We start from the raw sequence: 23,807 nt of genomic DNA on the forward strand, positions 1-23,807 counted from the left end.
CCATGCGGCGCCAGGCGGAGACCAGGAAGGCGGAACGCGGCGGGAGTGTTTGCCGCGGCGCGGCACCGGGCCGCCGGGGCAAAAGCGTGAAATGGGACATGGAAAGAATGCGGAGGCAAATAGCGGCTACAGCCAGTTTTATTATGTTATATCATAACTAAACGGCTTGATTCCACGGCGTTCGCCCGCATCTGGATGTTTTCTGCTACCTTCCAGGCATCTCGCGCGCATCGCGCGCGTTTTCCATAGAGATAAAGCCAGCCATGTCCGCACCGCCCCGCACCCCTCGCAGCGATACCGTCGGCGCCCAGCTCAGCGTCGCCGAAGCGCTGTGCGAGCAGCGCGGGCGCCGCCTCACCCCCATCCGCCGCAAGGTGCTGGAACTGCTGCTGCGCCATGGCCGCAGCCTGAAGGCCTATGAATTGCTGGATGCAATGCGCGCCGTGCATCCGGGCGCCGCGCCCCCGACCGTGTACCGCGCCCTGGACTTCCTGATGGACGAGGGCCTGATCCACCGCCTGGACGCCGTCAACGCCTGGAGCGCCTGCCACGACGCGGGCGGCGCGCCCCACGACCTGCTGGTCGTCTGTACGGGCTGCGGCGCAGTCGCGGAAGTGTCCGACCCCGCCATGAGCCGCCAACTGGCCGAACGCGTCGCCCAGACCGGCTATGCCCTGGCCACCCACGAAACCGAAATCCGCGCGCTGTGCCCCCAATGCCAGCAGAAGCAGCCCGCCGCGGACGCCGGCCACGGCCACCACCATCATTAAGAACTAGTGCTGGCGGGCAGCCCGCCCGCGGTTCTCCGCCATCGGCAGCAAGCCCGTACAGGCCGTTTCATCCGGATGCGCGCATCGCGCTCTTGAAATCGGGCAAACCGCCCCCAAATAGTGGTATCGCCCGATACTTGACGGCGTACGGACGCCATCTGGATGGCTACGGCCCCAGGGTTGACCCTGGGTTTGCCCCCTGCCCCCGACTGTGCTGTAATCCTGCGTCCGGCCGCTGCAGGCGGCCCACGCAGCCTGCGGCAAACACCCTCCGGCAAAGACTGGGAAACCCCGTCGAAACGTCGCAAGACGGCGTTGCAAGACAGGGTTGCGATCCCCGCCGAGAGTTCCTGTTTAACGCCTTGACTTCACGCTAGCAGCTTCGCCATGAACACCCCGCGCAGTTTGGACAAAATGGTTCCCGTCACCATCCTCACCGGCTTTCTCGGTGCGGGCAAGACCACCCTGCTCAAACGCATCCTGACCGAATACCATGGCCGCCGCGTGGCGGTCATCGAAAACGAGTTCGGGCCGGAAAGCATCGACAACGACCTGCTGGTGCAGGACCGCGACGAAGAAATCATCGAGCTGTCCAACGGTTGCGTCTGCTGCACGGTGCGCGGCGACCTGATGCGCACGCTGGGCGAACTGCGCGCCAAGCGCGAAGCCGGCGAACTGTCTTTCGAACGCGTCATCATCGAAACGACCGGCATGGCCAACCCCGGCCCCGTCTGCCAGACGTTCTTCATGGATGACGACATTGCCGAGTACTACCGCCTGGACGCGGTGGTCACGGTGGTCGACGCCAAGCACGGCATGGCCACCCTCGACGCCCAGCCCGAAGCCCAGAAGCAAGTCGGTTTCGCCGACCGCATCCTGATCTCCAAGCGCGACCTGGTCAACGAAGTCGACTACGAAGCGCTGCGCCACCGCCTGGTTCACATGAACCCGCGCGCGCCGATCACGCCGGTCAACTTCGGCGAAGTCGACCTGAAGTCCATCATCGACATCAGCGGCTTCAACCTGAATTCCATTCTGGACATCGACCCGGATTTCCTGGCCGATGAGCACCCCGACGCCGCCCATGACCACGGCCACGATCACGACCATGGGCATGACCATGGCCACGATCATGACCATGACCATGATCACGAAGGCGACTGCGGGGCGCATTGCAATCATGCCCACCATCATCACCACCACCAGCACGACGACGAAATCGGCGCGTTCGTGTTCCGTTCCAACAAGCCGTTCGATCCCGCGCGCCTTGAGGAATTCCTGGGCGGCGTGGTGCAGGTCTATGGTCCCGACCTGATGCGCTACAAGGGCATCCTGTACATGAAGGGCATCAACCGCCGCATGTTGTTCCAGGGTGTGCACATGATGATGGGCGCCGAACCCGGCAAGCCGTGGACCGCAGCCGAAAAACCGTCCACCAAGATGGTTTTCATCGGTCGTAAGCTGCCCCAGGAGATTTTCACCCGGGGCTTGGAGCAGTGCCTGGCGGGGTAATCCCCCTTCCTGACGTGACGTGATGCGACGAAGGCAGTACTGTGAGGTACGAATAGCGTAGGCAACAAGTAATACGGACCGGGAATGAACGCCCGCGCCAGGATCGATTCATAGTGGAGTGTTTTCATGGCTACCAAGGCAGCAACCAAGAAATCAAGCAAGTCGACGAGCGATACGGCGATTGATCTGCCCAGCGAGAAGGAATTGCTGGCCATGCCCGAGTCCGACTATATGAACGAACGCCAGCTGGCTTTCTTCAAGGAACGGCTCAAACAACTCGAGCAGGACATCCTGGCCAACGCCGGCGAAACCACCGAGCACCTGCGCGAAACGCAGTTCGTGCCCGATCCCGCCGACCGCGCCACGATCGAGGAAGAACACGCCCTGGAGCTGCGCACCCGCGACCGCGAGCGCAAGCTGCTGAAGAAGGTGCAACAGTCCATCGCCCGCATCGACAGCGGCGAATACGGCTGGTGTGAGGAAACCGGCGAACCCATCGGCATCCCGCGCCTCTTGGCCCGCCCCACGGCCACCCTGTCGCTCGAAGCGCAGGAACGCCGCGAGATGCGCCAGAAGCTCTACGGCGACTGATCCGTCCCGTATTCAAGCCCTACGCTGAAAGGCTATGCTGGTTTCCAGCATGGCCTTTTTTCTTGGGCCGGCACGCAAAGGGGACGCAACCGTCCCGCCTTGATTTCCCCAGAACCGCCCCCAGCTAATCCCTTCATAGGAAGGAACGCATGGAACAATTTCACGCCACCACCATCGTGTGCGTGCGCCGCGGCAACCGCGTCGCACTGGGCGGCGATGGCCAGGTCACCCTGGGCAACATCGTCATCAAGGGCACGGCCCGCAAGATCCGCCGCCTGTACCACGACAAGATTCTGGCCGGCTTTGCCGGCGCCACCGCCGACGCGTTCACCCTGCAGGAACGCTTCGAGGCCAAGCTGGAAAAACACCAGGGCAACCTGATGCGCGCCGCGGTCGAACTGACCCGCGACTGGCGCACCGACCGCGTCCTGCGCCGCCTGGAAGCCATGCTGATCGTGGCCGACGCCGAGCACACGCTGGTGTTGACTGGCAACGGCGACGTGCTCGAGCCGGAACACGGCCTGGCGGCCATCGGCTCTGGCGGCGCCTATGCGCAGTCGGCCGCGCTGGCGCTGCTGCGCAACACCGAGCTTTCGCCGGAAGCCGTCGTCAAGCAATCGCTGGAAATCGCCGGCGACCTCTGCATCTACACCAACCAGAACCACGTCATCGAAACGCTGGGCGACTGACGCCCGCCACGCGGCGCGCCTGTCGCGCCGCGGCCGCCACCCCAGCCCGCCCTAGCTTCAAGGATCCGCCCTCATGTCCGCATCCAACATGACGCCCGGAGAGATCGTCTCCGAACTCGACAAGTACATCGTCGGCCAGAACCGCGCCAAGCGCGCCGTGGCCGTGGCGCTGCGCAACCGCTGGCGCCGCCAGCAGGTCGCCGAACCCCTGCGCCACGAGATCCATCCCAAGAACATCCTCATGATCGGCCCCACCGGCGTGGGCAAGACCGAAATCGCGCGCCGCCTGGCCAAGCTGGCCAACGCGCCCTTCATCAAGATCGAAGCCACCAAGTTCACCGAAGTGGGCTATGTGGGCCGCGACGTCGACACCATCATCCGCGACCTGACCGAATACTCGATCAAGCAGACCCGCGAACTGGAAATGCGCCGCGTGCGCACCCAGGCAGAAGACGCCGCCGAAGACCGCATCCTGGACGCCCTGGTGCCGCCCCCGCGCGGCGCCTCCGGCGAGCCGGAACGCGGCGAAGACAACAGCGCCCGCCAGACCTTCCGCAAGCGCCTGCGCGAAGGCAAGATCGATGACCTGGAAATCGAAATCGAAGTCGCCCAGGCCGTGCCGCAAATGGACGTCATGACGCCCCCCGGCATGGAAGAAATGGCCGAGCAGCTGCGCGGCATGTTCGCCGGCATGGCCCGCGACAAGAAGAAGCCCAAGAAGATGAAGGTGCGCGAAGCCTTCAAGCTGATCGTCGACGAAGAAGCCGCCAAGCGCGTCAACGAAGAAGACCTGCGCACCGTGGCGATCAACAACGTCGAGCAGAACGGCATCGTCTTCCTGGACGAAATCGACAAGATCGCGGCCCGCCAGGAATCCGGTGGCGCGGACGTCTCGCGCCAAGGCGTGCAGCGCGACCTGCTGCCGCTGGTCGAAGGCACCACCGTCAACACGCGCTACGGCATGGTCCGCACCGACCACATCCTGTTCATCGCGTCTGGCGCCTTCCACCTGTCGCGCCCTTCGGACCTGATCCCTGAACTGCAGGGCCGTTTCCCGATCCGCGTCGAACTGGAATCGCTGACCGCCGAGGACTTCGTGCGCATCTTGTCCGACACGGACGCCTCGCTGACCAAGCAGTACACGGCGCTGATGGCCACCGAGGACCTGCAGCTGGAGTTCACGGAAGAAGGCGTGCGCCGCCTGGCGGAGCTCGCCTACGAGGTCAACGAAACCACCGAGAACATCGGCGCCCGCCGCCTGTATACGGTAATGGAGAAACTGCTGGACGAACTGTCCTTCGACGCGACCTCCAGCAGCGACAAGCATGTGAAGATCGACGCCGCCTACGTCAACGCGCAGTTGGCCGAAGCCGCCAGCAGCCAGGATCTGGCGCGCTACGTGCTGTAAACCGCGGGCGCGCCTTGCGCGCCCCCAGCAAAACGCCGTCCGCAGCCTGGCGCTGCGCACGGCGTTTTCTTTTGACCAGCAGGCCCGCTGCGCCGCCCGGCGTGCGCGCGGCGCCATCCCGGCGACGCTAGTTGCTGATCGCCGTCACGATGTACTTGCCGTCCTTGCGGACCGCCGTGAAGCGCACCTTGTCGCCCGCCTTGATCTTGGCCAGCAGCGCCGGATCCGCTTCATAGACCAGCGTCATCGCGGGCAGGTCCAGCGCCTTGATGGCGTCGTGCTTGATCGTGACCTTGCCGCCCGCGGGGTCCACCCGCCGCACTTCCCCGCTGGCATCGGCCTGCTGCGCGAACGCCAGCGGCGCGGCCAGCGTGACGACGGCCACGGCTGCCGCGGCGGCCATGGGTATTGCATACTTGCGGTCAAAAATCATGCAGATATCCTCCGATTGCAGGGAAAGTACGGAACCGGCGTCCCCGCTTTCCACAGTGCTAGGATACCGCCCTTGTGCAACAGTTCCCTCGCCCGGACGCAACAATTCTGACAGTTGATTGCGGAACCCGCGACGCGCCCCCCCATGTTTCATGGCTGGACGCAAAACCCATACCTTTCGTCACTCATTTCAGGAGCTCCCATGGCCAATCGCTTATCCGTCATCGCCACCCGCACGGGAGACGACGGCACCACGGGCCTGGGGGACGGATCACGCACGCCCAAAGACGCGCCGCGCATCGCGGCCATCGGCGACGTTGACGAACTGAACAGCGTGATCGGCGTACTGCTGACCGAAGACCTGCCCGCCGAGATATCCGCGGATCTGCTGGCCATCCAGCACGACCTGTTCGACATGGGCGCGGAACTCTGCATCCCTGGCCATACCGCGCTCACGGACGACCACATCGCCCGCCTGGACGCGCGCCTGGCCCACTACAACGCGGCGCTGCCGCCTCTGCGCGAATTCATCCTGCCCGGCGGTTCGCGCGGTTCGGCGCAGGCGCACATGGCGCGCACGGTCTGCCGCCGGGCCGAGCGCGCCGTGGTGGCGCTGGCCCGGGTCGAACCGGTGAACCCGCCCGTGCGGCAATATCTGAACCGGCTGTCGGATCTGATGTTCGTGCTGGCGCGTTGTATAAACCAGCATGCGGGACAGAAAGACACGTTCTGGGCGGGCGCCCAGGCGCGCAAGTAGTCTCGCGGCCCTGCCGCGCCTGGCGCCGCAGGGACCTGAGGATTTGAAGAAATGAGTATTGTGGTCACCGGAGGAGCCGGTTTCATCGGTTCCAATTTCGTATTGGATTGGCTTGCCCGCAGCGACGAACCCGTCGTTACGCTGGACAAGCTCACCTACGCCGGCAACCCCGACAATCTGGCGCCGCTGCGCGGCGATCCCAGGCACACCTTGGTGCAGGGAGATATCGGCAATCAGGAGGCGGTTGCGCGCCTGTTGCGTGCCCATAAACCGCGGGCCGTGATCAATTTCGCTGCCGAAACCCACGTCGACCGCTCAATCGCCGATCCCGAGCCCTTCATCCAGGCCAACATCGTGGGCACGTCCCGCCTGCTGACGGCGGTGCGTGACTACTGGACCGGCCTGCCGGCAGGCGAGCAGGCGCGCCTACGCTTCGTGCATGTGTCCACCGACGAGGTCTACGGCACACTGGGAAACACCGACCCCGCGTTCACGGAAACGACTCCCTACGCGCCCAACAGTCCCTATTCCGCCAGCAAAGCCGCCAGCGACCATCTGGTGCGGGCATTCCACACCACCTACGGCCTGCCGGTGCTGACCTCGAACTGCGCCAATAACTACGGCCCCTACCAGTTCCCGGAAAAGCTGATCCCGCTGGTCATCCGCAACGCGCTCGCCGGCAAGTCCCTGCCGATCTATGGCGACGGCAAGCAGATCCGCGACTGGCTGTATGTGGCGGACCATTGCGATGCGATCCGCAAGCTCCTGGAGGCCGGGCAACCGGGCGCGACCTACAACGTGGGCGGTTGGAACGAAAAAACCAACCTCGACGTAGTGCGCCACGTCTGCGCGCTGCTCGATGAACTCAGCCCCAGGGCCGACGGGCAGCCCTATTCAGCCCAGATCAAGCATGTCACCGACCGGCCTGGCCATGACCGCCGCTATGCGGTCGATGCCGGCCGCCTGCGGCGCGAGCTGGGCTGGACGCCCGCCGAAACATTCGAAACCGGCATTCGAAAAACGGTACTCTGGTACCTGGGCCACCCCCAATGGGTGGCGAACGTCGCCAGTGGCGCGTATCGCGACTGGGCCAAAAAACGCTACGAGACTTAGCAAGGGCCGCGTGAAGATCTTATTGCTGGGCAAGGACGGCCAGGTCGGCCGGGAACTGTGCCGCGCCCTGCTCCCCTTGGGAGAGGTCGTGGCGCTGGGCCGCGGCGACGCCGACCTGCGCGACCAGGATGCACTGCTCACGATTCTGACGCTCCACCGGCCTGACGTGATCGTGAATGCGGCCGCCTGCACGGCGGTGGACCAGGCTGAGAGTGATTCCGACACCGCCCACCAGGTCAATGCGCTCGCGGTAGCCGCCCTGGCCCGCCATGCGCGCGCGGCCGGCGCCTTGCTGGTGCACTATTCGACCGACTACGTATTCGACGGCACGCAGGAGCGGCCCTACACGGAGACCGACGCTCCCAACCCCCTGAACGTGTACGGCCGCAGCAAGCTCGAAGGCGAACACGCCATCCAGGCCAGCGGCTGCGATGCATTGATATTCAGAACCAGCTGGGTCTACTCCACGCATGGCGGCAATTTCCTGGCGACGGTGCTGCGCCTGGCGCGGGAACGGGAAAGCCTGGACGTGGTTGCGGACCAGCATGGCGCGCCGACGTCGGCCACACTGATCGCCGACTTGACGGCGCTGGCGATCCAGCGCCGCCGCGCGGACCAGCTGCCCGCAGGCACCTACCATCTGGCCGCCGCCGGCTCCACCAGCTGGCACGGCTACGCACAGTACGTCGTCGCTGGTGCCGCCGCGCGCGGCGCCACCCTGGCGCTGGCTCCCGAGCGGATTCGCGCCGTCGCCACGCGCGACTATCCCGCTGCTGCGCAACGGCCGCTCAATTCCGTGCTGGACACCGCCGTGCTGTCGCGCGCGCTGCAACGGCAAATGCCGCCCTGGACCGAACAGGTCGACCGTACCCTGGATCAACTCGTCAACCCTGGAGACCCCGCATGGCGCGCAAAGGCATAGTTCTGGCGGGCGGCTCGGGCGCCCGGCTGCACCCGGCGACGCTGGCGATCAGCAAGCAGCTGCTGCCGGTCTTCGACAAACCGATGATCTATTACCCGCTGAGCACGCTGATGCTGGCAGGCATCCGCGACATCCTGGTCATTTCCACGCCGCAAGACACGCCGCGCTTCCAGCAACTGCTGGGCGACGGCTCGCAGTGGGGGCTGAATCTCGAGTATGCGGTGCAGCCTGCGCCCGACGGCCTGGCGCAGGCATTCCTCATCGGCGCGCCCTTCATCGGCCAGGATGCCTGCGCCTTGGTGTTGGGCGACAACATCTTCTACGGCCATGAACTGCCCCGACTGCTGCAACGGGCCGACGCGCGCACGGAAGGCGCTACTGTGTTCGCCTACCATGTCCAGGACGCGGAACGCTACGGCGTGGCGGAATTCGACCAGCACGGCAAGGTACTGTCCATCGAGGAAAAGCCTGTGCAGCCGCGCTCCAGCTATGCCGTGACCGGGCTGTACTTCTACGACAACGACGTCATTGATATCGCCCACGGCATCCGGCCGTCCGCGCGCGGCGAACTCGAGATCACCGACGTCAACCAGCGCTACCTGGAACAGGGCCGGCTGGCCGTAGAAATCATGGGCCGCGGCTACGCCTGGCTGGATACCGGCACCCATGAATCATTGCTCGAGGCCAGCCAGTTCATCGCCACGCTGGAACATCGCCAGGGACTGAAAGTAGCCTGCCCCGAGGAAATTGCCTTCCGCCAGGGCTGGATCAACGCCGACGCGCTGGCAAAGCTGGCCGCCCCCCTGGCCAAGAGTGGCTACGGCGAATATCTGATGCGCATCCTGGTGGACAAGGTATTTTGATGAAAGCCATCCCTCAAGCCATTCCCGATGTGCTGATCCTGGAGCCCAGGGTAGTGGGCGACGAACGCGGCTTTTTCTTCGAGAGCTATAACCAGGCCGCGTTCGAAGCAGCGACGGGGCTGCGCCCCAGCTTCGTGCAGGACAATCATTCGCGTTCGGTACAGGGCGTCTTGCGCGGGCTGCACTATCAGGTCGAACAGGCGCAGGGCAAGCTGGTGCGCGTGTGCGCGGGCGAGATCTTCGACGTAGCGGTGGATCTGCGGCGCGGCTCGCCGACATACGGGAAATGGGTGGGCACGCTACTCAGCGCGGAGAACAGGCGCCAGGTGTGGATACCGGAAGGCTTCGCCCACGGCTTCCTGACGCTGTCCGAGTTTGCCGAGGTGCTGTACAAGACCACGGACTATTACGCGCCGCAGCACGAACGCTGCATACGTTGGAACGATCCGCAGCTGGCAATTGCCTGGCCCTGCGTGCAACCGCCCCTGCTGTCCGAGAAGGACCGCAACGGCGCGCCGTTCGCCGACGCGCCGGCCTGCTGAATCAGTTCACGCCAGCGGCGTGGGCCTGTTCATCCGCATGGTACGAAGACCGCACCATCGCGCCCACCGCCGCATGCGAGAACCCCATCGCATAAGCCTCGCGCTCGAACATGGCGAAAGTATCCGGATGCACGTACCGCAGCACCGGCAGATGGTGTTCCGACGGCTGCAGATACTGCCCGATCGTCAGCATGTCCACGTTGTGCTCGCGCATATCCCGCATCACCTGCAGGATTTCCTCGTCGGTCTCGCCCAGGCCCAGCATCAGGCCGGACTTGGTGGGGACTTCGGGGTGCAGCTTCTTGAACTCGGCCAGCAGCTTCAGCGAGTGCATGTAGTCCGAGCCCGGGCGCGCCTGCTTGTACAGGCGCGGCACGGTTTCCAGGTTGTGGTTCATGACGTCCGGGGGACCGGCGTTCAGGATGGTCAGCGCGCGGTCCAGGCGGCCGCGGAAATCGGGCACCAGCACCTCGATGCGGGTGCTGGGCGACAGTTCGCGGATGTGCGTGATGCAATCCACGAAGTGGCCGGCGCCGCCGTCGCGCAGGTCGTCGCGGTCCACCGAGGTGATCACGACATAGGACAGCTTCATCGCGGCGATGGTGCGCGCCAGGTTCAGGGGTTCGTTGGTGTCCAGTGGATCCGGGCGGCCGTGGCCCACATCACAGAAGGGGCAGCGGCGGGTGCACTTGTCGCCCATGATCATGAACGTGGCCGTGCCCTTGCCGAAGCATTCACCGATGTTCGGGCAGGACGCTTCCTCGCACACCGTGTGCAGGTTGTGCTCGCGCAGGATGCGCTTGATGTCGTAGAAGCGCGAGCCGGGCGCGGCGGCCTTCACGCGGATCCATTCAGGCTTCTTCAGGCGCTCGGCCGGAACGATCTTGATGGGGATGCGCGCGGTCTTGGCCTGCGATTTCTGCTTTTGCGTCGGATCGTAGACCGCTTCCGCGGGCGCAGCGGCGGATTCGTTCGAGGGAACAGGAGACTCGGCGAGCGTGGACATGGAGCACCTTCATGACCGGCGCGAGCGCGCGCCGGGTCTGAGACAAAAACGGCATTTTACCCTCCGCCGCCCGGATCCGCCGCGCGGGGTCCCGTCCCCCGGGCGGCAAGCCTCCTTGGCCGCAGCCGGGCTGGGTTATCGTCACGCCTGACGAATCCGCCGGTTTTGCCCATGTCTTCCCTGCCCCCGCCCCGCCCCATCGCCCTGATCGCACCCCGACTGGACTGGGCGCCCGCGGCCCGCGCCATCCAGGCCTGCGCCGGATTGCTGCTGCCTGCGGGCTACTATCTGGCTGCCGGCCCCTGGCATGAGGCCCAGTCACAGCCCCTGCTGGGCGAGCTGCGCCCCGCCGCCGCCCTGGCCATCGGCCCGCTGGACGATCCCGCCCTGCGCGCTGCCCTGGCGGCGCTGGAGATCCCCGTCGTGGAGACCTGGAGCCTGTCCGCACAGCCGCTGGACGGCGCCGTGGTGGTCGACAACGCGGAAGCCGGCCGCTTGGCGGCGCGGCACCTGGCCGCCAAGCGCCATGCGCGCGTCGCCTGCGTCAGCGCCGACAACCCGTGGGAACGCGCCCGGCGCGAAGGCTTCATCAGCAGCGCAGCCGCACTCGGATTGGAACTGGCAGCGGACATCGTGCAGCCTGAAGTGCAGCACATGAACGACGGCCGCATGGCCTTCCTGCGCTTGCTGACCACCAACACGATCTTCGATGCGGTGTTCTGCACGAGCGATCTGCTGGCCGCGGCCTCGGTCTCGGAAGCCCACAACCGCGACCTGCACGTGCCGCAGGACCTGGCGGTGCTGGGCTACTCGGACGACGGCAGCGCCGCGCAGTGGGCGCAGGGCTTGACCACCCTGGGCGCCGACGCCGCCCTCCTGGGTCGGCGCGCCGGCCAGTTGCTGCTGGACCGCCTGGATGGCGAATGCGGCACGGGCGAGCGGATTACGGTGGAAGTGGTTTTTGAGGAAAGACTGAGCACGTAGGATGCGTAAAGCGCGAGAGTGCTTACCTCTGCCCTGCCGCGCTACACCTCTCCTACTCGTACAACGCCGGAAAACCGCTGTCCTGCAGCATGGTGTTGGCTTCCTGCAGAAACGCAGGCGTGGCGGTTTCAGGCACGCGCACCAGCCATTGCACGGCGTCCTGCTTCCGTCCGCGCAGCAACAGCAGCCGGCCCAGGTGGAACATGCCGCGGAAATCGCCGCCTTCGGCGCAGCGTTGATAACAGTCGAAGGCGCGTTCCATGTCCTGCTCGACCACCTCGCCAGCCTCGTAAAAGCGGCCGACGACGCCGATGGACTTCACGTGGCCGGCGTCTGCCGCCTTTTGGTAAAGGGCCAGCGCCGCCGCGGGATCCTGCGCCACGCTGCCGCGGCCGCTGCGCAGCATGTGAGCATAGTTGTACATGCCCCAGTCCAGACCCTTGTCCGCGGCCAGGCGGAACCAGTAGGCCGCGACCGTGTCGTCACGCGGCACGCCCCAGCCGTTCTCGTAGCAGCGGCCCACCATGTTGATGGCCATGGGGTGATCGGCATGGGCGGCGCGCTTGAACCACGTCAGCCCCTGTTCCGGATCGCGCTCCACGCCGGCGCCGTCCAGCAGCATCTGGCCGTAGATGGTCTGGGCTTCGATCAGCCCCAGTTCGGCCGCCGCGCGGATCCAGGCCGCATAGTCCTCGGCCGGCCCTTGTTCGCGCAGGCGGGCCAGTTCTTCTGGCGTGGTTGCGGCCACGTCGGCCGCGCTAAAGGTCTTCATGTTTTGTTCCTTGCGCGGTCCCAGGCCTGCGCCAGATTGCGCGCCAACGCCTCGCCCGTCTCGGTGGGCTCGCGGCGCGCGCCACAGGCCGCCATGTCCACGGTGCGCAGGCCCGCATAGCCGCAGGGATTGATGCCCAGGAACGGCGTCAGGTCCATCTGCACGTTCAACGACACGCCATGGTAGGCACGGCCGTTGCGGATCTTGATGCCCAGCGCCGCGATCTTGGCCAGCTCGCCCCCGTCCGGATCGGGCACGTAGACGCCCGGCGCGCCGGGCTTGCGGCAGGCGTCGGCCACGCCCATCTGGGCCAGCGTGTCGATGACCGCGCCTTCCAGCAGATTGACGTATTCCTTGACGTAGATGTCGGCGCGGCGCAGGTCGAACAGCGCATAGGCCATGACCTGGCCAGGACCGTGGTAGGTCACCTGCCCGCCGCGGTCGCAATGGACGATGGGAATGTTGCCGGGGTTGAGCACGTGCTGGGGCAGGCCTGCCTGCCCCAGGGTGTAGACCGGCGCGTGTTCGCAGAGCCAGATCTCGTCAGGCGTATCGGCGCCGCGCAGATTGGTGTACGCCTGCATGTCGTGCCAGACCGACAGGTAGTCGGCGGGCCGCGCGAGCCACTTGATCACAGCTGTCCTGCTCTTGCGCTAGAGGACGATGGACACCATCGGATGACCGTGCAGGGCGCGGTAGAGCGCGTCCAGCTGCTCGCGCGAGGTCGCGCGCACCGTGAAGGTCAGGCCCATGTAGTTGCCGCCCTTGCTGGGCCGCATTTCCACCGTGGCGGCGTCGAACTCGGGATCGAACTGCAGCACGACTTCGGTCAGCGTCTGCGCGAATTCGGGATGCTGCTTGCCCATGACCTTGATGGGAAAGTCGCTGGGATATTCGATGAGGGAGTCTTCGGGCGGGATATGTTGCATGATGTGCCTATTACCTGTTTGGTGGTGCCCCCCAGGGCGCGGCCACGGCTCGATACTGCACCCGGGGATGCCTGCCACGGGGCGGCCAGATCCTGTCTATATGGGGGCAAACCGCCAGCCGGCAAGGCCGCCGGGGCGGCCCCGCGGGAGCCACCCGGTAACGCCGGCCTAGAGCGCGGCGATGCGGGCATCATAACCCGCCCGCAATTGCGCAAAAACAGGGCCGGGCTTGCCCGAGCCCACCGGCTTGCCGTCCAGCGAGACGATGGCCAGCACTTCCTTGGTGGCCGAGGACAGCATCAGCTCGTCGGCCTCTTCCACCTCTTGCCGCGAGATCGGGCGCGACTCGAACGGGATGCCGGCCTCGGCGGCCAGCTCGCCCATCAGACCATAGCGGATGCCTTCCAGGATGAGGTTGTTCTTGGGCGGCGCCAGCAGCTTGCCGCCGGAGACCACCCAGATATTGGTGGACGAGCCTTCGGTCAGATAGCCGTCGCGGAACTGCACCACTTCGTCGACCTGCGCATCGACGGCCTGCTGCTTGGCCAGCACGTTGCCCAGCAACGACACCGATTTGATCTCGCAATGCAGCCAGCGCTCGTCCGGGATGCTGATGGCGCTCAAGCCGCGTTCGCGCTGCGCGGCAGGCGGCGGCGCCCACGCCGAGATCATGCCGAAAACCGTCGGAGCCACGGGCGTCGAGGGGAACTGGTGGTCGCGCTTGGCCACGCCACGCGTCACCTGCAGGTAGACGATGCAGGTTTCAAGGTTGGTGCGCGCCAGCAATTGCTGGATCAGGTCGATCCAGCCCGCGCGGTCGAAGGGCTGCGCGATCCGCAAGGCAGCCAGGCTGCGGTCCAGGCGGTTGAGGTGTTCGGCCATGCGGAACGCATTGCCTTGGTACACGGGGACGACTTCGTAGATGCCATCGCCGAAAATGAAGCCGCGGTCCAGGACGGAGACCTTGGCCTCGTCCACACGCAGAAACTCACCGTTGAGATACACCTGGCTTTCGCCCGGCACGCCCGGAATCATGAGGCACTCCTGAATATGAAATGGAGAGGGACGAACCGTCCGGTCCGTCCCGTGAATAAAGCACGGGCGTTTCATGCGAAACGCCCGTTGCTAGCTTACACCCGCGGCAGCGCCCGCGGCGCGGCGGGTTTACTCGAACCAGCGCTTGACGGTATCGACCATGCGGCCGAAGAAGCCGGCGCGTTCGATCGCGTCCTGCACCACCAGCGGTTCGGTGCGCAGCACCTTGCCGTCCAGCGTGAACTGCAGGGTGCCGACCTGCTGGCCCTTGGCCAGCGGGGCGATCAGCGGATCCGTGCGCTGCGCCACCGGCTTCAGATCGCCGGCCTTGCCGCGCGGCACTGCGATCGACACGGGGTTGGGCGGGCCCAGCTTGACGCTTTCAGCCGTGCCTTCCCAGACGCGCGCATCGATGCCGGGCTGGCTCTTGTCGAACAGCTTCACGGTATCGAAGTTCTGGAAGCTCCAGTTCAGAAGCTTCAGGCTTTCCTCGGCGCGCGTGGCTTCGCTGTCCGTGCCCACCACGACCACCAGGATGCGGCGGTCGCCGCGCACCGCGGTCGACACCAGGCAATAGCCGGCCGAATCGGTGTGGCCGGTCTTCATGCCGTCCACCGACGGGTCGGCCCACAGCAGGCGGTTGCGGTTGGGCTGGGTGATCTTGTTGTAGGTGTAGCTCTTCTGCTTGTAGTAGTGGAAGTGGTCCGGATGATCGGTGATCAGGTGCGACGACAGGATCGCCAGATCGCGCGTGGACGTCATGTGCTGCGGATCGGGCAGACCCGTGGCGTTCATGAAGTGCGTGTTGCGCATGCCCAGGCGTTCGGCTTCCTGGTTCATCAGCGAAGCGAACGAAGCCTCGCTGCCGCCCACGGCCTCGGCCAGGGCCACGGAGGCGTCGTTGCCGGACTGCACGATCATGCCCTGGTTGAGTTCGTCGACTGTGACCGGCTTGCGCGGTTCGATGAACATGCGCGAACCGCCCGTGCGCCAGGCGCGCTCGGACACCGGCACGGTCTGCTCCAGCGTCAGGCGCTTTTCGTCCAGCGCGTTGAACACGACATAGGCCGTCATGATCTTGGTGAGCGATGCCGGTTCCACCTTCATGTCCGGGTTGGAAGCGGCCAGGGTCTGGCCGCTGTTCACGTCCATCACGATCCAGGCCTTGGCCGCGATCGTGGGGGCCGGCACGGCCGAGACGTCGCCCACGGGCACCACCGCCGAAGCATTCGGCGCCGGGGCCGCGGCGCCGGCGGCTGCGGCGGGCGCCGCGGCAGGAGCCTGCTGCGCCCAGACCGGCATCGAAGCCGCCAGCATGGCTGACAGCACCGCGCCTGACAGCAGGCGACGGGTAAAGACAACGGGGGAGTGAGCGGAGTAAGGCAAATTCTTCATCGGCAACATGGGTCCAGTAATGACGCCCGCCGGCGCGGGGCAAGTGGCTGACAATTATAGGCAGTCGATCAGACCCGTCCGGCCCGCCCGGGGTTCCCGCGCATTTAAAACATGCAACTTGATGCAACCTGCCGGCCTCGGGATGTGGCAACGGATCAATCCGTACCGCCGCCGTGATGCCGGCGGTACACGGCCGGAGAAACCCCCACGTGCTTGACGAAGGCGCGACGCAAGGTGTCGACGTTGGCAAAGCCGCATTGCGCGGCCGCCTGCTTGGGCGTGGCGGCGCCCGCCTCCAGCAGCGCGCGGGCCGCGGCGATGCGCGTCATCTCCACCCACGCGGCCGGCGTGACGCCGACCTCGGCATGAAACAGCCGCGCAAAATGCCGGGGACTCAGGCCGGCGTGCTCGGCCAGCGCGTCCACCGACAACGGCAGCCCAGGATTGCCGGCGACCCAGCGCTGGACTTCTTGCAGGGCCGAGCGCCCGACCGGACCGGCCTGCCCCTTGCGGCTGAACTGCAGTTGTCCGCCGGGGCGCTTGAAGAACATCACCAACTGCGCAGCCACGTTGGCGGCCACCTCCCGGCCCAGATCCTCCTCCACCAGCGACAGCGCCAGATCCAGGCCGGCCGTGACGCCGGCGGAAGTGCGCACCTTGCCGTCGCGCACATGCAGGGCGTCTTCCTCGACGGTCACCTTGGGATAGGCCAGGCGCAATTGCGCAGCCGCGTTCCAATGGGTCGTCACGCGCCGGCCATCCAGCAGGCCGGCTGCGGCCAGCATGAACGCGCCAGTGCAGACGGAGCCATAGCGCCGGGCGCCCCGGGCCGTCACGCGCAGCCAGCGCAAGGCGGAACTGCTGAGCATTGCGCTGGCGGCCTGCGGCGTGCCGGCGACCAACAGGGTATCGAGACGCGCGATCGGATCGCCCACCGCCAGGTCGGGCAGCAGGCGCGCGCCCGACGAACAGCGGATGGGCCCGGCCTCATAGCCCACCACGCGCAGCGCATATAGCTCGCGTCCAAGTTCGGCATTGGCCTGGGCGAATACGTCCAGGGGCCCGGAGACATCCAGCATCTGGACGCCGGGCAGCGCAAGAATGGCTATCGTCTTGGTCATGGCATCGCGCCTGGCCCCCAGGCGTCGGGAAATCGCATATTTTGGCGGAATCTGGCGTATTACGACAATTGAAGCCATTCTAGTGCGGCGGGAGAATTTATCGAACCCCCACCCCACGCAAGGACTCCCGCCATGAACCCTGTCATCGACGGCATTCAGATTCCCGACAGCAAGCTCGCCCGCGAAATCACGGAATTGGTGCGCGACACCGCCACGCCGCTGCTGTTCCACCACTCCAGCCGGGTCTACTACTTCGGCGCGCTTGCCGGCAAGCGGCGCGGACTGAAGTTCGACCCGGAATTGCTCTATTGCGGCTGCATGTTCCACGACATGGGCCTGACGCATCAGCACAGCAGCGACTGCTGCCGCTTCGAAGTGGACGGCGCCAACGCAGCGCGCGATTTCCTTGGCAGCCGCGGCATCGCCCAACAGGACATCGATCTGGTGTGGACCGCCATTGCGCTGCACACGACGCCCGGCATTCCCGAATTCATGCATCCGGTGGTCGCGCTGGTGACGGCGGGCGTGGAAATGGACGTGCTGGGCCTGACCTACGGCGACTACAGCGACACCCAGCGCGAAGCCGTGGTCGCTGCGCATCCACGCGGGCCAGGCTTCAAGGAAGAAATCATCCAGGCGTTCTACGACGGCATCAAACACAAGCCGCAGACGACCTTCGGCAACGTCAAGGCCGATGTCATCGCCGACAAGGAACCGGCCTTCAGGCCCGGCAATTTTTGCAGCGTGATCCGCGGCTCGCGCTGGCCGGGCTGAACCTGCTGCGCCGCGCAAGCGGCGCCCCCGGTTTTAGTCCAGCGCAACCTTCAGCCGCGCCTGCACCAACTGGCGCAGCACCAGGAGCTTGCCGTGGAAGAAGTGCGATGCGCCCGGCACCACCACCACGGGGATGGAACGCGGGCGCGCCCAGTCCATGGCTTCGGACAGCGGCACGACTTCGTCTTCCTCGCCGTGCACCATCAGCGTATCGTCCGGCACCTGCACTTCGTGCGACTGGAAGCGATTCACGGCGGGGCCCATCAGCATCAGGGCGGAGGGCAGTACCGTGTCGCCCTGCTCGGCGAGGGCGGCATAGGTCTGCGCGGCGACGGCAGTGCCGAACGAAAAACCAGCCAGTACCCACGGCGCCCGGGCCAGTTCCGGGTGCAGCTCGCGCATCTGCGCCACGACCGCCAGCATGTCCTGGGTTTCGCCCACGGATTTGTCGAAGGTGCCTTCGGACTGCCCAACGCCGCGGAAATTGGGCCGCACCGCCACCAGGCCGTGCTGCACGCAGGCGCGCGACAGGGTCGTGACCACCTTGTTCTCGCGCGCGCCGCCCTGCAGCGGGTGCGGATGCAATACCAGCGCCCAGCCTCGCGGCGTACCCGCCGGCCAGTCCACGGCGCAATCGATGCGGCCGGCGGCTCCGTTGAAGGCGTGGGTTTCAGTGCGTGCGGACATGGCGTGACTCAGGATGCGGGAAAAACAGCGATCTTAACCGCCCGGCCTGGCGGCGGGCTTGGGCGTCGTGGCAAGCCACTGCGCCAATTGGTCCGCGGCATCGTCCGTCGCCTGACGCAATGCCGCGACTCCGCCCTGCGCGTCCTGCGTGGGCGCGGGCGCGCGGGCCTCGATGCGCGTCTGGCCCACCACGCTGCGGCCGCTGAGCAAGACCGCCTGCAGCAGCACGCGGCCTTCGCTGGACTGGCCGTCGGCCGCGAATACCTGTTCGAACTGGGACAACGACACCTGCAATTGCGGCGTCTGCAGGGTGACGCGCTCGTCCAGCACCGGCCCCTGGCGCGACAGGCGCTCCGTGAGGCGCTGACGCACCAGGTCCGCCGGCGGCGAGGCCCAGCGGTAACTGGCATAGGCCTTGGGCGCGGCGCTGTCTCCCACGCGCCAGATCACCCCCGTGTCGGACAGGCTGGGCACGGCCTGGAAGACCAGCGCAAGCGGCGCGCGCGCGGGCAAGGCCGGCGTGGGCCGGGAGTCCAGGCCCAGGTCGAATACCGAAGGCGGGGCTGCCACGCGGCCGATGCCGCAACCGGCCAGGGCCAGCGTCAGGATTAGAACGGCGCTACGCATCTTCATCATTTGGGCGATCTCCCGAAGCCTGCAAAACCGGCCTCGCCGGGCCCGGGCTCGCGGGGCGCCGGGCCGAACAGGAACGATTGCGGCGTGTTGTCCACACGGCGCAGAGTAACGGTGGCGCCGCGCGCGGCCGCGCTGACGTTGGTGGCCATGCTGGTGATGGCGGGCAGGGTCTCGCCATCCAGCCGCGCGGCGGCCAGGGCGATGTCGTTGAGGCTGCTGGTGGCGGCGGACAGGGGACCATCCGGCGCGTTCAGGCGCGCCAGCGACTGGCGGGCCTGCGCCGCCAGGTCGCCGACTTCCCGCGCGGCGCGGTCGGCCTGGCGCGAGGTCTTGTCCAGCGAATCGATCAGGGGACCGAGCTTGGCCAGCGTAGGCGCCAGATCCTGGCTGGCCCCCCTGAGCGACTGGGTGATGTCGTTGGCGTTCTGCAGGCTGGCGGTGAGCGCCTGCACGTTCTGCTCGCTGAGCACGCGCCGCAGCTGCTCGGTGACCTCCTCGACGTTGGAGATCAGCTTGCCGCCGCGCTGCTCGATGCGGTCGAGAAAACCGGGGCGCAGCGGAATGGCTGCCGGATGCGCGGCCGACGACGCCAGCCGCTTCATCGAGGTGCCGTCATCGCGCAGCTCCACGTTGGAAATGCCGGTCACGCCCTGCACGCCCAGTTCGGCCCAGGTGGACTCGGTGATCGGCGTGTTGGGCGCCACGCCGATGCGGATGCGCACCTGCCCGGGCTTGTCCGGGTTCAGGGCCAGGGACTGCACCTTGCCCACCGGCACGCCCTGATAGCGCACCGTGGACTGCGGGTTAAGGCCGCTGACGGCGGTCGCGGAGATGATTTCGTATGGCTGCAGCTGAGTCCGGTCGCGTCCGATCCAGATGGCCACCAAGGCGGCTGCGGCCAGCAAGGCCAGCGTGAAGATGCCGGCCATGAGCGCATGACTACGGTTTTCCATGATGCAATCCCTTCGGCGCCAGATCCCCCAGCGCGCGCAGGCCGCGCTCGCCCAGGAAGAACGTGTGAATGAACGGGTGATCGACCTTCAATACTTCCGGCACCGTGTCGCACACGATCACCCGTTTGTCCGCCAGCACGGCGACGCGCGTGGCCAGCGCCAGCAGCGTGTCCAGGTCGTGCGTCACCATGACGACGGTGAATCCCAATTGCCGGTGCAGGCTGCGCACCAGGTCCACGAACTCGTCGGAGCGCAGCGGGTCCAGGCCAGCCGTGGGTTCGTCCAGGAACAGCAATTCCGGATCCAGCGACAGCGCACGCGCCAGCGCCACGCGCTTGACCATGCCGCCAGACAGGTCCGACGGCCGCTTGTCGGCATCGCGCGCCGACAGGCCCACCATCGCCAGCCGGCACATGACGACATCGCGCACCAGGTCTTCCGGCACGGTGCGCAGTTCGCGCAGCGGCAAGGCCACATTGTCGAACACCGACAGCGCGGAGAACAACGCCCCCGCCTGGAACAGCATGCCCCAGCGATAGGACAACCGCCGGCGTTCAGCCGCCGTCAGTTCGAACAGCGAATGACCAAGCACCCGCACCGTGCCCGCGGCCGGCCGGTCCAACCCGATGATCTGCCGCAGCAGCACCGTCTTGCCCGTGCCCGAGCCGCCCACCAGCACCAGGATCTCGCCGGGGAAGACGGTCAGGTCCAGATTGTCGTGCACCACGTGGTCGCCAAACGCCGTGCGCAGCCCGCGCACGGTGATGACGGGTTCTACCGTAACGCCATCGTCGGTGAAAAGCTTGTGCTGGGCGGCGCTGTTCATCAGATGCCCACCGAGCTGAAAATCACGGCATACAGCGCGTCCAGCAGGATCACGCCGGTAATCGAGGTGACCACCGATGTGGTGGTGCCGCGACCCAGGCTTTCCGTGTTGGGCTGGATGCGCAGCCCGAAATGGCAGGCGATCAGCGCGATCAGCATGCCGAAGGTCACGCCCTTGAGGATGCCGATCCAGTAGTTGGTCAGCGAAATCGCGTCCGGCAGCGACTGCAGGAACCATTGCGCCGACACGCCCAGCTGCATCTGCGCGGCGAGCATGCCGCCCAACAGCGCCATGGCGTCCGTCCACAGCACCAATAACGGCATGGTCACAGCCAGCGCCACCACCCGCGGCAGGATCAGGCGCTGCCCATGCGAAATGCCCATGACCAGCATCGCATCGAGTTCCTGCGTCACCCGCATCACGCCGATCTGTGCCGTGATGGCCGAGCCCGAACGGCCCGCCACCAGGATGGCGGCCAGCACCGGCCCCAGTTCGCGCACGATGGATACGCCCAGCAGACGCACGATGAAACGGTCGGCGCCGAACATCTGTAGCTGCTGCGCCGACAGGTAGGACAGCACCACGCCGATCAGGAACCCGACCAGCGCCGTGATGCCCAGCGCCTGAGCGCCGGTGCGGTACACCTGCGCCGAAATTTCGCGCCACGGCCCCAGCCGCGGGCGCAGCAGCATGCCGCCCAGGTCCAGGACCAGTTGCCCCAGCATGATGAGCAAGGCGCGGCCATTGTCGATAGCCTGGAAGATCGCCTCGCCCATCGCACGCAGCCAGCTCAATGGGTCGCGCTTGGGCGCGGCGGCCGGGGTCTCGCCCTTGTTCAGGGCCAGCGCGTTGAAAACGTCCTGCTGGCCGGCGGACCAGCGCACGCGCTCGGGCAGCTTGTGGCCCCAGGCTTCCCAGATCAGCAGCGCGCCTATCGTGTCCAGCCGGCCGATGCCGTGCAGGTCCCAGCGCGCGCCGCCATCGGTGGCGCAGGCCAGCGCCTCGCGGCGGCGTTGGACCTCTCCAGGCTCTGCCAGCGCCAGCACGCTCCAGTCGCCGGCCACATGGCACACGCCTCCTTCGAAACGGAAGGGCGCGGCGGCGGCAGGTGCGGACGAAGCGGAATGCGGCATGAAGACAGAATACCGATGCAAAATGTATCGCCAATCATAAACGCTGGCGCCGGCAGACCGCGAGCGCGGGCCGCGTGCCCTACAATCGCCGCCATGTCCGCTCAAGCCAGCCCCATCGACCTGCCCGCGCCGGAAACCCTGGCCCGCACGCTCAGCACGCGCCTGCCCGCCTTCCAGGACATCTCCTGGATCGGTAGCACCGGATCGACCAATGCCGACCTCCTGGCCCGCGCTCGCGCAGGCAGCGGCGGCAAACCCTGGCTGCTGGGCACGCACCTGCAGGAAACCGGCCGCGGCCGCGCCGGCCGTCCGTGGCAGAACCGCACGGGCTCCACGCTGATGTTCTCCTGTGCCTTCGACGTGCACCTGCCGCCCGCGCAACTGCCCGCCCTGTCGCCGCTAGCCGGCATCGCCGCCTGCGAAGCTCTGCGCACCGTCGCCGGCCCGCAAGCCGCCGGGCTGTGCATGAAGTGGCCCAACGACGTGCAGTGGCACGACGCCAAGCTGGCAGGCGTACTGGTCGAGACCACCCGCAACCCCGGCGGCAGCGAGGCCGGCCATACGGTCGTCATCGGCATGGGCGTGAACCTGACCGACGCCGCCCGGCTGTCGCTGGCGCTGGAACGCGAAGTCGCCGACTGGAGCCAGGTGCAGGCAGTCGCCGCCCGCCAGGCCTCCGCCGCCGACCTGGTCTGCGCCAGCGCCATGGCCTGGCTGGAAGCGGTCCAGACCCTGGAGCGCGAAGGCTTTGGCGCCTTCAGGCCGCGTTTCGACCAGGTGGACGCTTTGGCCGGCCGCAAGGTCAACGTGCTGGACAAGGGCGCTATCCTTCTAGGCGGCACCGCCTGCGGCGTGGACGAACAAGGCCGCCTGCTGGTGCAAACCCCCGAGGGCACCCAACCGATCCTGGTCGGTGAAATCTCGATTCGACGCCAAGCATGATTATTCTCATCGACTCCGGCAACAGCCGTCTCAAGGTGGGTTGGCTGGACGCCAGCAACCCCGACACGCCGCGCGAACCCGCGGCGGTCGCCTTCGACGGGCTGGACCTGGACGCCCTGGACCGCTGGCTGTCCGCCTTGCCGCGCCGCCCCTTGCGCGCGCTGGGCGTGAACGTCGCCGGCGAGGCCCGCGGCGCGGCCATCGCCGCCATCCTGCAAAAACATGGCTGCACGGTGACCTGGTCGCCGTCGCAAGCAACCACGCTGGGGTTGGTCAACAGCTACAAGACGCCCACGCAGCTGGGCGCCGACCGCTGGGCCTCACTGCTGGGCGTGCTGTCGCGCCTGCCTGGCGCGCACCCGCCCTTCGTGCTGGCCAGCTTCGGCACCGCCACCACCATCGACACCGTCGGCCCCGACAACGTCTTTGCCGGCGGCCTGATCCTGCCAGGCCCGGCCATGATGCGCAGCGCCCTGGCCCACGGCACCGCCAACCTGCCCATCGCCAACGGCCAGGTCGTGGCCTATCCCACGGACACGCACGAAGCCATCGCCTCCGGCATCGCCGCCGCGCAGGCCGGCGCCGTCGTGCGCCAATGGCTGGCGGGACGCCAGCGCTACGGCCAGACGCCGCAGATCTACGCGGCGGGCGGCGGTTGGCCCGAAGTGCATCAGGAAATCGAACGCCTGCTGGCGGACGCGGGCGGCACCGAAGGTGCGGCCCCCGTGCCCATCTATCTGGATCACCCCGTCCTGGACGGCCTGGCCGCGGTCGCCCGCGCCACCCTGGACGACCAAGCCTGAACGGGAGACCCCGGCCATGCGCGTGCTCTTCATCCTCATCCTGCTGGCGAATCTGGGGGTTTATGCGCTGGGCCAGGGCTGGCTGGGCGTGCGTCCCGAGGACGAAGGCCGCGACCCGCGCCGCTTCAATCAGGAACTGAATCCGGGCGCGGTGACCCTGGTTCCCAAGACCGCGGCTGCCGCCCCCTGAAGCCCCAGCCGGCGCACACGCC

28 protein-coding genes are annotated in these 23,807 nt (G+C 66.8%); 15 read left to right on the forward strand and 13 right to left on the reverse strand.

The features are described from left to right. Window positions 1–263 precede the first annotated feature (263 nt). The 5 genes from HV766_RS16535 to hslU all read left to right on the forward strand — a co-directional run bounded on the left by HV766_RS16535 (window position 264) and on the right by hslU (window position 4,970). Window positions 264–770 (forward strand): Fur family transcriptional regulator, encoded by a 507-nt coding sequence (locus tag HV766_RS16535; protein WP_013396835.1) that lies wholly within the window; start codon window positions 264–266, stop codon window positions 768–770. A 387-nt stretch (window positions 771–1,157) separates the two neighbouring features. After that, on the forward strand, window positions 1,158–2,282 hold the full coding sequence (locus HV766_RS16540; protein WP_059374111.1) for a CobW family GTP-binding protein: 1,125 nt from the start codon (window positions 1,158–1,160) through the stop codon (window positions 2,280–2,282). A 126-nt stretch (window positions 2,283–2,408) separates the two neighbouring features. Further along, on the forward strand, window positions 2,409–2,873 hold the full coding sequence (dksA, locus tag HV766_RS16545) for an RNA polymerase-binding protein DksA (protein WP_006389752.1): 465 nt from the start codon (window positions 2,409–2,411) through the stop codon (window positions 2,871–2,873). 149 nt (window positions 2,874–3,022) lie between these two features. Beyond that, entirely contained in the window at window positions 3,023–3,562 is a 540-nt protein-coding gene (gene hslV / locus HV766_RS16550) for an ATP-dependent protease subunit HslV (RefSeq protein WP_013396837.1), read from the forward strand. 73 nt (window positions 3,563–3,635) lie between these two features. Next, window positions 3,636–4,970: an ATP-dependent protease ATPase subunit HslU gene (hslU, locus tag HV766_RS16555; protein ID WP_054457045.1), complete on the forward strand. Its 1,335-nt coding sequence runs from the start codon at window positions 3,636–3,638 to the stop codon at window positions 4,968–4,970. 127 nt (window positions 4,971–5,097) lie between these two features. Here the strand turns inward: hslU and HV766_RS16560 are convergent, their stop codons facing one another. Then, window positions 5,098–5,403: a copper-binding protein gene (locus tag HV766_RS16560; protein WP_054457046.1), complete on the reverse strand. Its 306-nt coding sequence runs from the start codon at window positions 5,401–5,403 to the stop codon at window positions 5,098–5,100. A 201-nt stretch (window positions 5,404–5,604) separates the two neighbouring features. Between HV766_RS16560 and HV766_RS16565 the strand changes: the two genes are divergently transcribed. The 5 genes from HV766_RS16565 to rfbC are packed head-to-tail and all read left to right on the forward strand — an operon-like array spanning window position 5,605 to window position 9,599. Further along, window positions 5,605–6,159 carry a cob(I)yrinic acid a,c-diamide adenosyltransferase gene (locus HV766_RS16565; RefSeq protein ID WP_054457048.1) on the forward strand — a complete coding sequence of 185 codons (555 nt, stop codon included), beginning with the start codon at window positions 5,605–5,607 and terminating at the stop codon, window positions 6,157–6,159. A gap of 51 nt (window positions 6,160–6,210) precedes the next feature. Continuing rightward, window positions 6,211–7,272, forward strand: a complete 1,062-nt coding sequence (gene rfbB, locus HV766_RS16570) for a dTDP-glucose 4,6-dehydratase (RefSeq protein WP_175181533.1) — start codon at window positions 6,211–6,213, stop codon at window positions 7,270–7,272. 10 nt (window positions 7,273–7,282) lie between these two features. Next, a complete protein-coding gene (rfbD, locus tag HV766_RS16575; protein ID WP_054457052.1) occupies window positions 7,283–8,194 on the forward strand; it encodes a dTDP-4-dehydrorhamnose reductase in 912 nt (303 codons plus the stop codon). Then, the gene (rfbA, locus tag HV766_RS16580; protein WP_054457054.1) at window positions 8,176–9,057 is read left to right on the forward strand and encodes a glucose-1-phosphate thymidylyltransferase RfbA; all 882 of its coding nucleotides are present in this window, start codon (window positions 8,176–8,178) and stop codon (window positions 9,055–9,057) included. The genes rfbD and rfbA overlap by 19 nt, the downstream gene beginning before the upstream one ends. Next, entirely contained in the window at window positions 9,057–9,599 is a 543-nt protein-coding gene (gene rfbC / locus HV766_RS16585) for a dTDP-4-dehydrorhamnose 3,5-epimerase (protein ID WP_175164188.1), read from the forward strand. Before rfbA ends, rfbC begins: the two co-directional genes overlap by 1 nt. Before the next feature lies 1 nt (window position 9,600). Here the strand turns inward: rfbC and lipA are convergent, their stop codons facing one another. Next, window positions 9,601–10,605, reverse strand: a complete 1,005-nt coding sequence (gene lipA / locus HV766_RS16590) for a lipoyl synthase (protein ID WP_054457058.1) — start codon at window positions 10,603–10,605, stop codon at window positions 9,601–9,603. 171 nt (window positions 10,606–10,776) lie between these two features. Between lipA and HV766_RS16595 the strand changes: the two genes are divergently transcribed. Then, window positions 10,777–11,589 carry a substrate-binding domain-containing protein gene (locus HV766_RS16595; RefSeq protein ID WP_175164186.1) on the forward strand — a complete coding sequence of 271 codons (813 nt, stop codon included), beginning with the start codon at window positions 10,777–10,779 and terminating at the stop codon, window positions 11,587–11,589. A 52-nt stretch (window positions 11,590–11,641) separates the two neighbouring features. Here HV766_RS16595 and HV766_RS16600 read toward each other — a convergent pair whose 3' ends face one another. The 6 genes from HV766_RS16600 to HV766_RS16625 all read right to left on the reverse strand — a co-directional run bounded on the left by HV766_RS16600 (window position 11,642) and on the right by HV766_RS16625 (window position 16,841). Further along, entirely contained in the window at window positions 11,642–12,361 is a 720-nt protein-coding gene (locus HV766_RS16600) for a tetratricopeptide repeat protein (RefSeq protein WP_175181534.1), read from the reverse strand. Next, a complete protein-coding gene (gene lipB, locus HV766_RS16605; protein ID WP_054457064.1) occupies window positions 12,358–12,996 on the reverse strand; it encodes a lipoyl(octanoyl) transferase LipB in 639 nt (212 codons plus the stop codon). Before lipB ends, HV766_RS16600 begins: the two co-directional genes overlap by 4 nt. An 18-nt stretch (window positions 12,997–13,014) precedes the next feature. Then, on the reverse strand, window positions 13,015–13,290 hold the full coding sequence (locus tag HV766_RS16610; RefSeq protein WP_054457066.1) for a YbeD family protein: 276 nt from the start codon (window positions 13,288–13,290) through the stop codon (window positions 13,015–13,017). A gap of 168 nt (window positions 13,291–13,458) precedes the next feature. After that, a complete protein-coding gene (locus tag HV766_RS16615) occupies window positions 13,459–14,325 on the reverse strand; it encodes a D-amino acid aminotransferase (RefSeq protein WP_054457068.1) in 867 nt (288 codons plus the stop codon). 129 nt (window positions 14,326–14,454) lie between these two features. Then, a complete protein-coding gene (locus tag HV766_RS16620; RefSeq protein ID WP_175181535.1) occupies window positions 14,455–15,720 on the reverse strand; it encodes a D-alanyl-D-alanine carboxypeptidase family protein in 1,266 nt (421 codons plus the stop codon). 155 nt (window positions 15,721–15,875) lie between these two features. Continuing rightward, window positions 15,876–16,841 (reverse strand): GlxA family transcriptional regulator, encoded by a 966-nt coding sequence (locus HV766_RS16625; protein ID WP_175159963.1) that lies wholly within the window; start codon window positions 16,839–16,841, stop codon window positions 15,876–15,878. Window positions 16,842–16,973: 132 nt separating this feature from the next. Here HV766_RS16625 and HV766_RS16630 point away from each other — a divergent pair, with 132 nt between their 5' ends. Next, window positions 16,974–17,615 carry an HD domain-containing protein gene (locus HV766_RS16630; RefSeq protein WP_125471172.1) on the forward strand — a complete coding sequence of 214 codons (642 nt, stop codon included), beginning with the start codon at window positions 16,974–16,976 and terminating at the stop codon, window positions 17,613–17,615. Window positions 17,616–17,648: 33 nt separating this feature from the next. Here HV766_RS16630 and HV766_RS16635 read toward each other — a convergent pair whose 3' ends face one another. The 5 genes from HV766_RS16635 to HV766_RS16655 are packed head-to-tail and all read right to left on the reverse strand — an operon-like array spanning window position 17,649 to window position 21,850. Further along, the gene (locus tag HV766_RS16635) at window positions 17,649–18,302 is read right to left on the reverse strand and encodes an alpha/beta hydrolase (protein WP_175181536.1); all 654 of its coding nucleotides are present in this window, start codon (window positions 18,300–18,302) and stop codon (window positions 17,649–17,651) included. 33 nt (window positions 18,303–18,335) lie between these two features. Beyond that, entirely contained in the window at window positions 18,336–18,935 is a 600-nt protein-coding gene (locus HV766_RS16640; RefSeq protein ID WP_054457293.1) for an ABC-type transport auxiliary lipoprotein family protein, read from the reverse strand. Then, on the reverse strand, window positions 18,935–19,891 hold the full coding sequence (locus tag HV766_RS16645) for an MlaD family protein (RefSeq protein ID WP_175159965.1): 957 nt from the start codon (window positions 19,889–19,891) through the stop codon (window positions 18,935–18,937). Before HV766_RS16645 ends, HV766_RS16640 begins: the two co-directional genes overlap by 1 nt. Continuing rightward, window positions 19,878–20,717, reverse strand: coding sequence for an ABC transporter ATP-binding protein (locus HV766_RS16650; protein ID WP_175181537.1), 840 nt, complete (start codon window positions 20,715–20,717; stop codon window positions 19,878–19,880). The genes HV766_RS16645 and HV766_RS16650 overlap by 14 nt, the downstream gene beginning before the upstream one ends. Beyond that, window positions 20,717–21,850, reverse strand: coding sequence for an MlaE family ABC transporter permease (locus tag HV766_RS16655; protein WP_054457082.1), 1,134 nt, complete (start codon window positions 21,848–21,850; stop codon window positions 20,717–20,719). Before HV766_RS16655 ends, HV766_RS16650 begins: the two co-directional genes overlap by 1 nt. Window positions 21,851–21,943: 93 nt before the next feature. Here HV766_RS16655 and HV766_RS16660 point away from each other — a divergent pair, with 93 nt between their 5' ends. The 3 genes from HV766_RS16660 to HV766_RS16670 are packed head-to-tail and all read left to right on the forward strand — an operon-like array spanning window position 21,944 to window position 23,785. Continuing rightward, window positions 21,944–22,792, forward strand: a complete 849-nt coding sequence (locus tag HV766_RS16660) for a biotin--[acetyl-CoA-carboxylase] ligase (protein WP_054457083.1) — start codon at window positions 21,944–21,946, stop codon at window positions 22,790–22,792. Continuing rightward, complete coding sequence (locus HV766_RS16665) at window positions 22,789–23,595, forward strand: type III pantothenate kinase (protein WP_054457085.1); 807 nt, start codon at window positions 22,789–22,791, stop codon at window positions 23,593–23,595. The genes HV766_RS16660 and HV766_RS16665 overlap by 4 nt, the downstream gene beginning before the upstream one ends. A gap of 16 nt (window positions 23,596–23,611) precedes the next feature. Further along, the gene (locus HV766_RS16670) at window positions 23,612–23,785 is read left to right on the forward strand and encodes a hypothetical protein (RefSeq protein WP_175181538.1); all 174 of its coding nucleotides are present in this window, start codon (window positions 23,612–23,614) and stop codon (window positions 23,783–23,785) included. Window positions 23,786–23,807 lie beyond the last annotated feature (22 nt).

The organism is Achromobacter aegrifaciens (assembly GCF_902859735.1).
GTDB classification, from domain to species: domain Bacteria; phylum Pseudomonadota; class Gammaproteobacteria; order Burkholderiales; family Burkholderiaceae_B; genus Achromobacter; species Achromobacter aegrifaciens.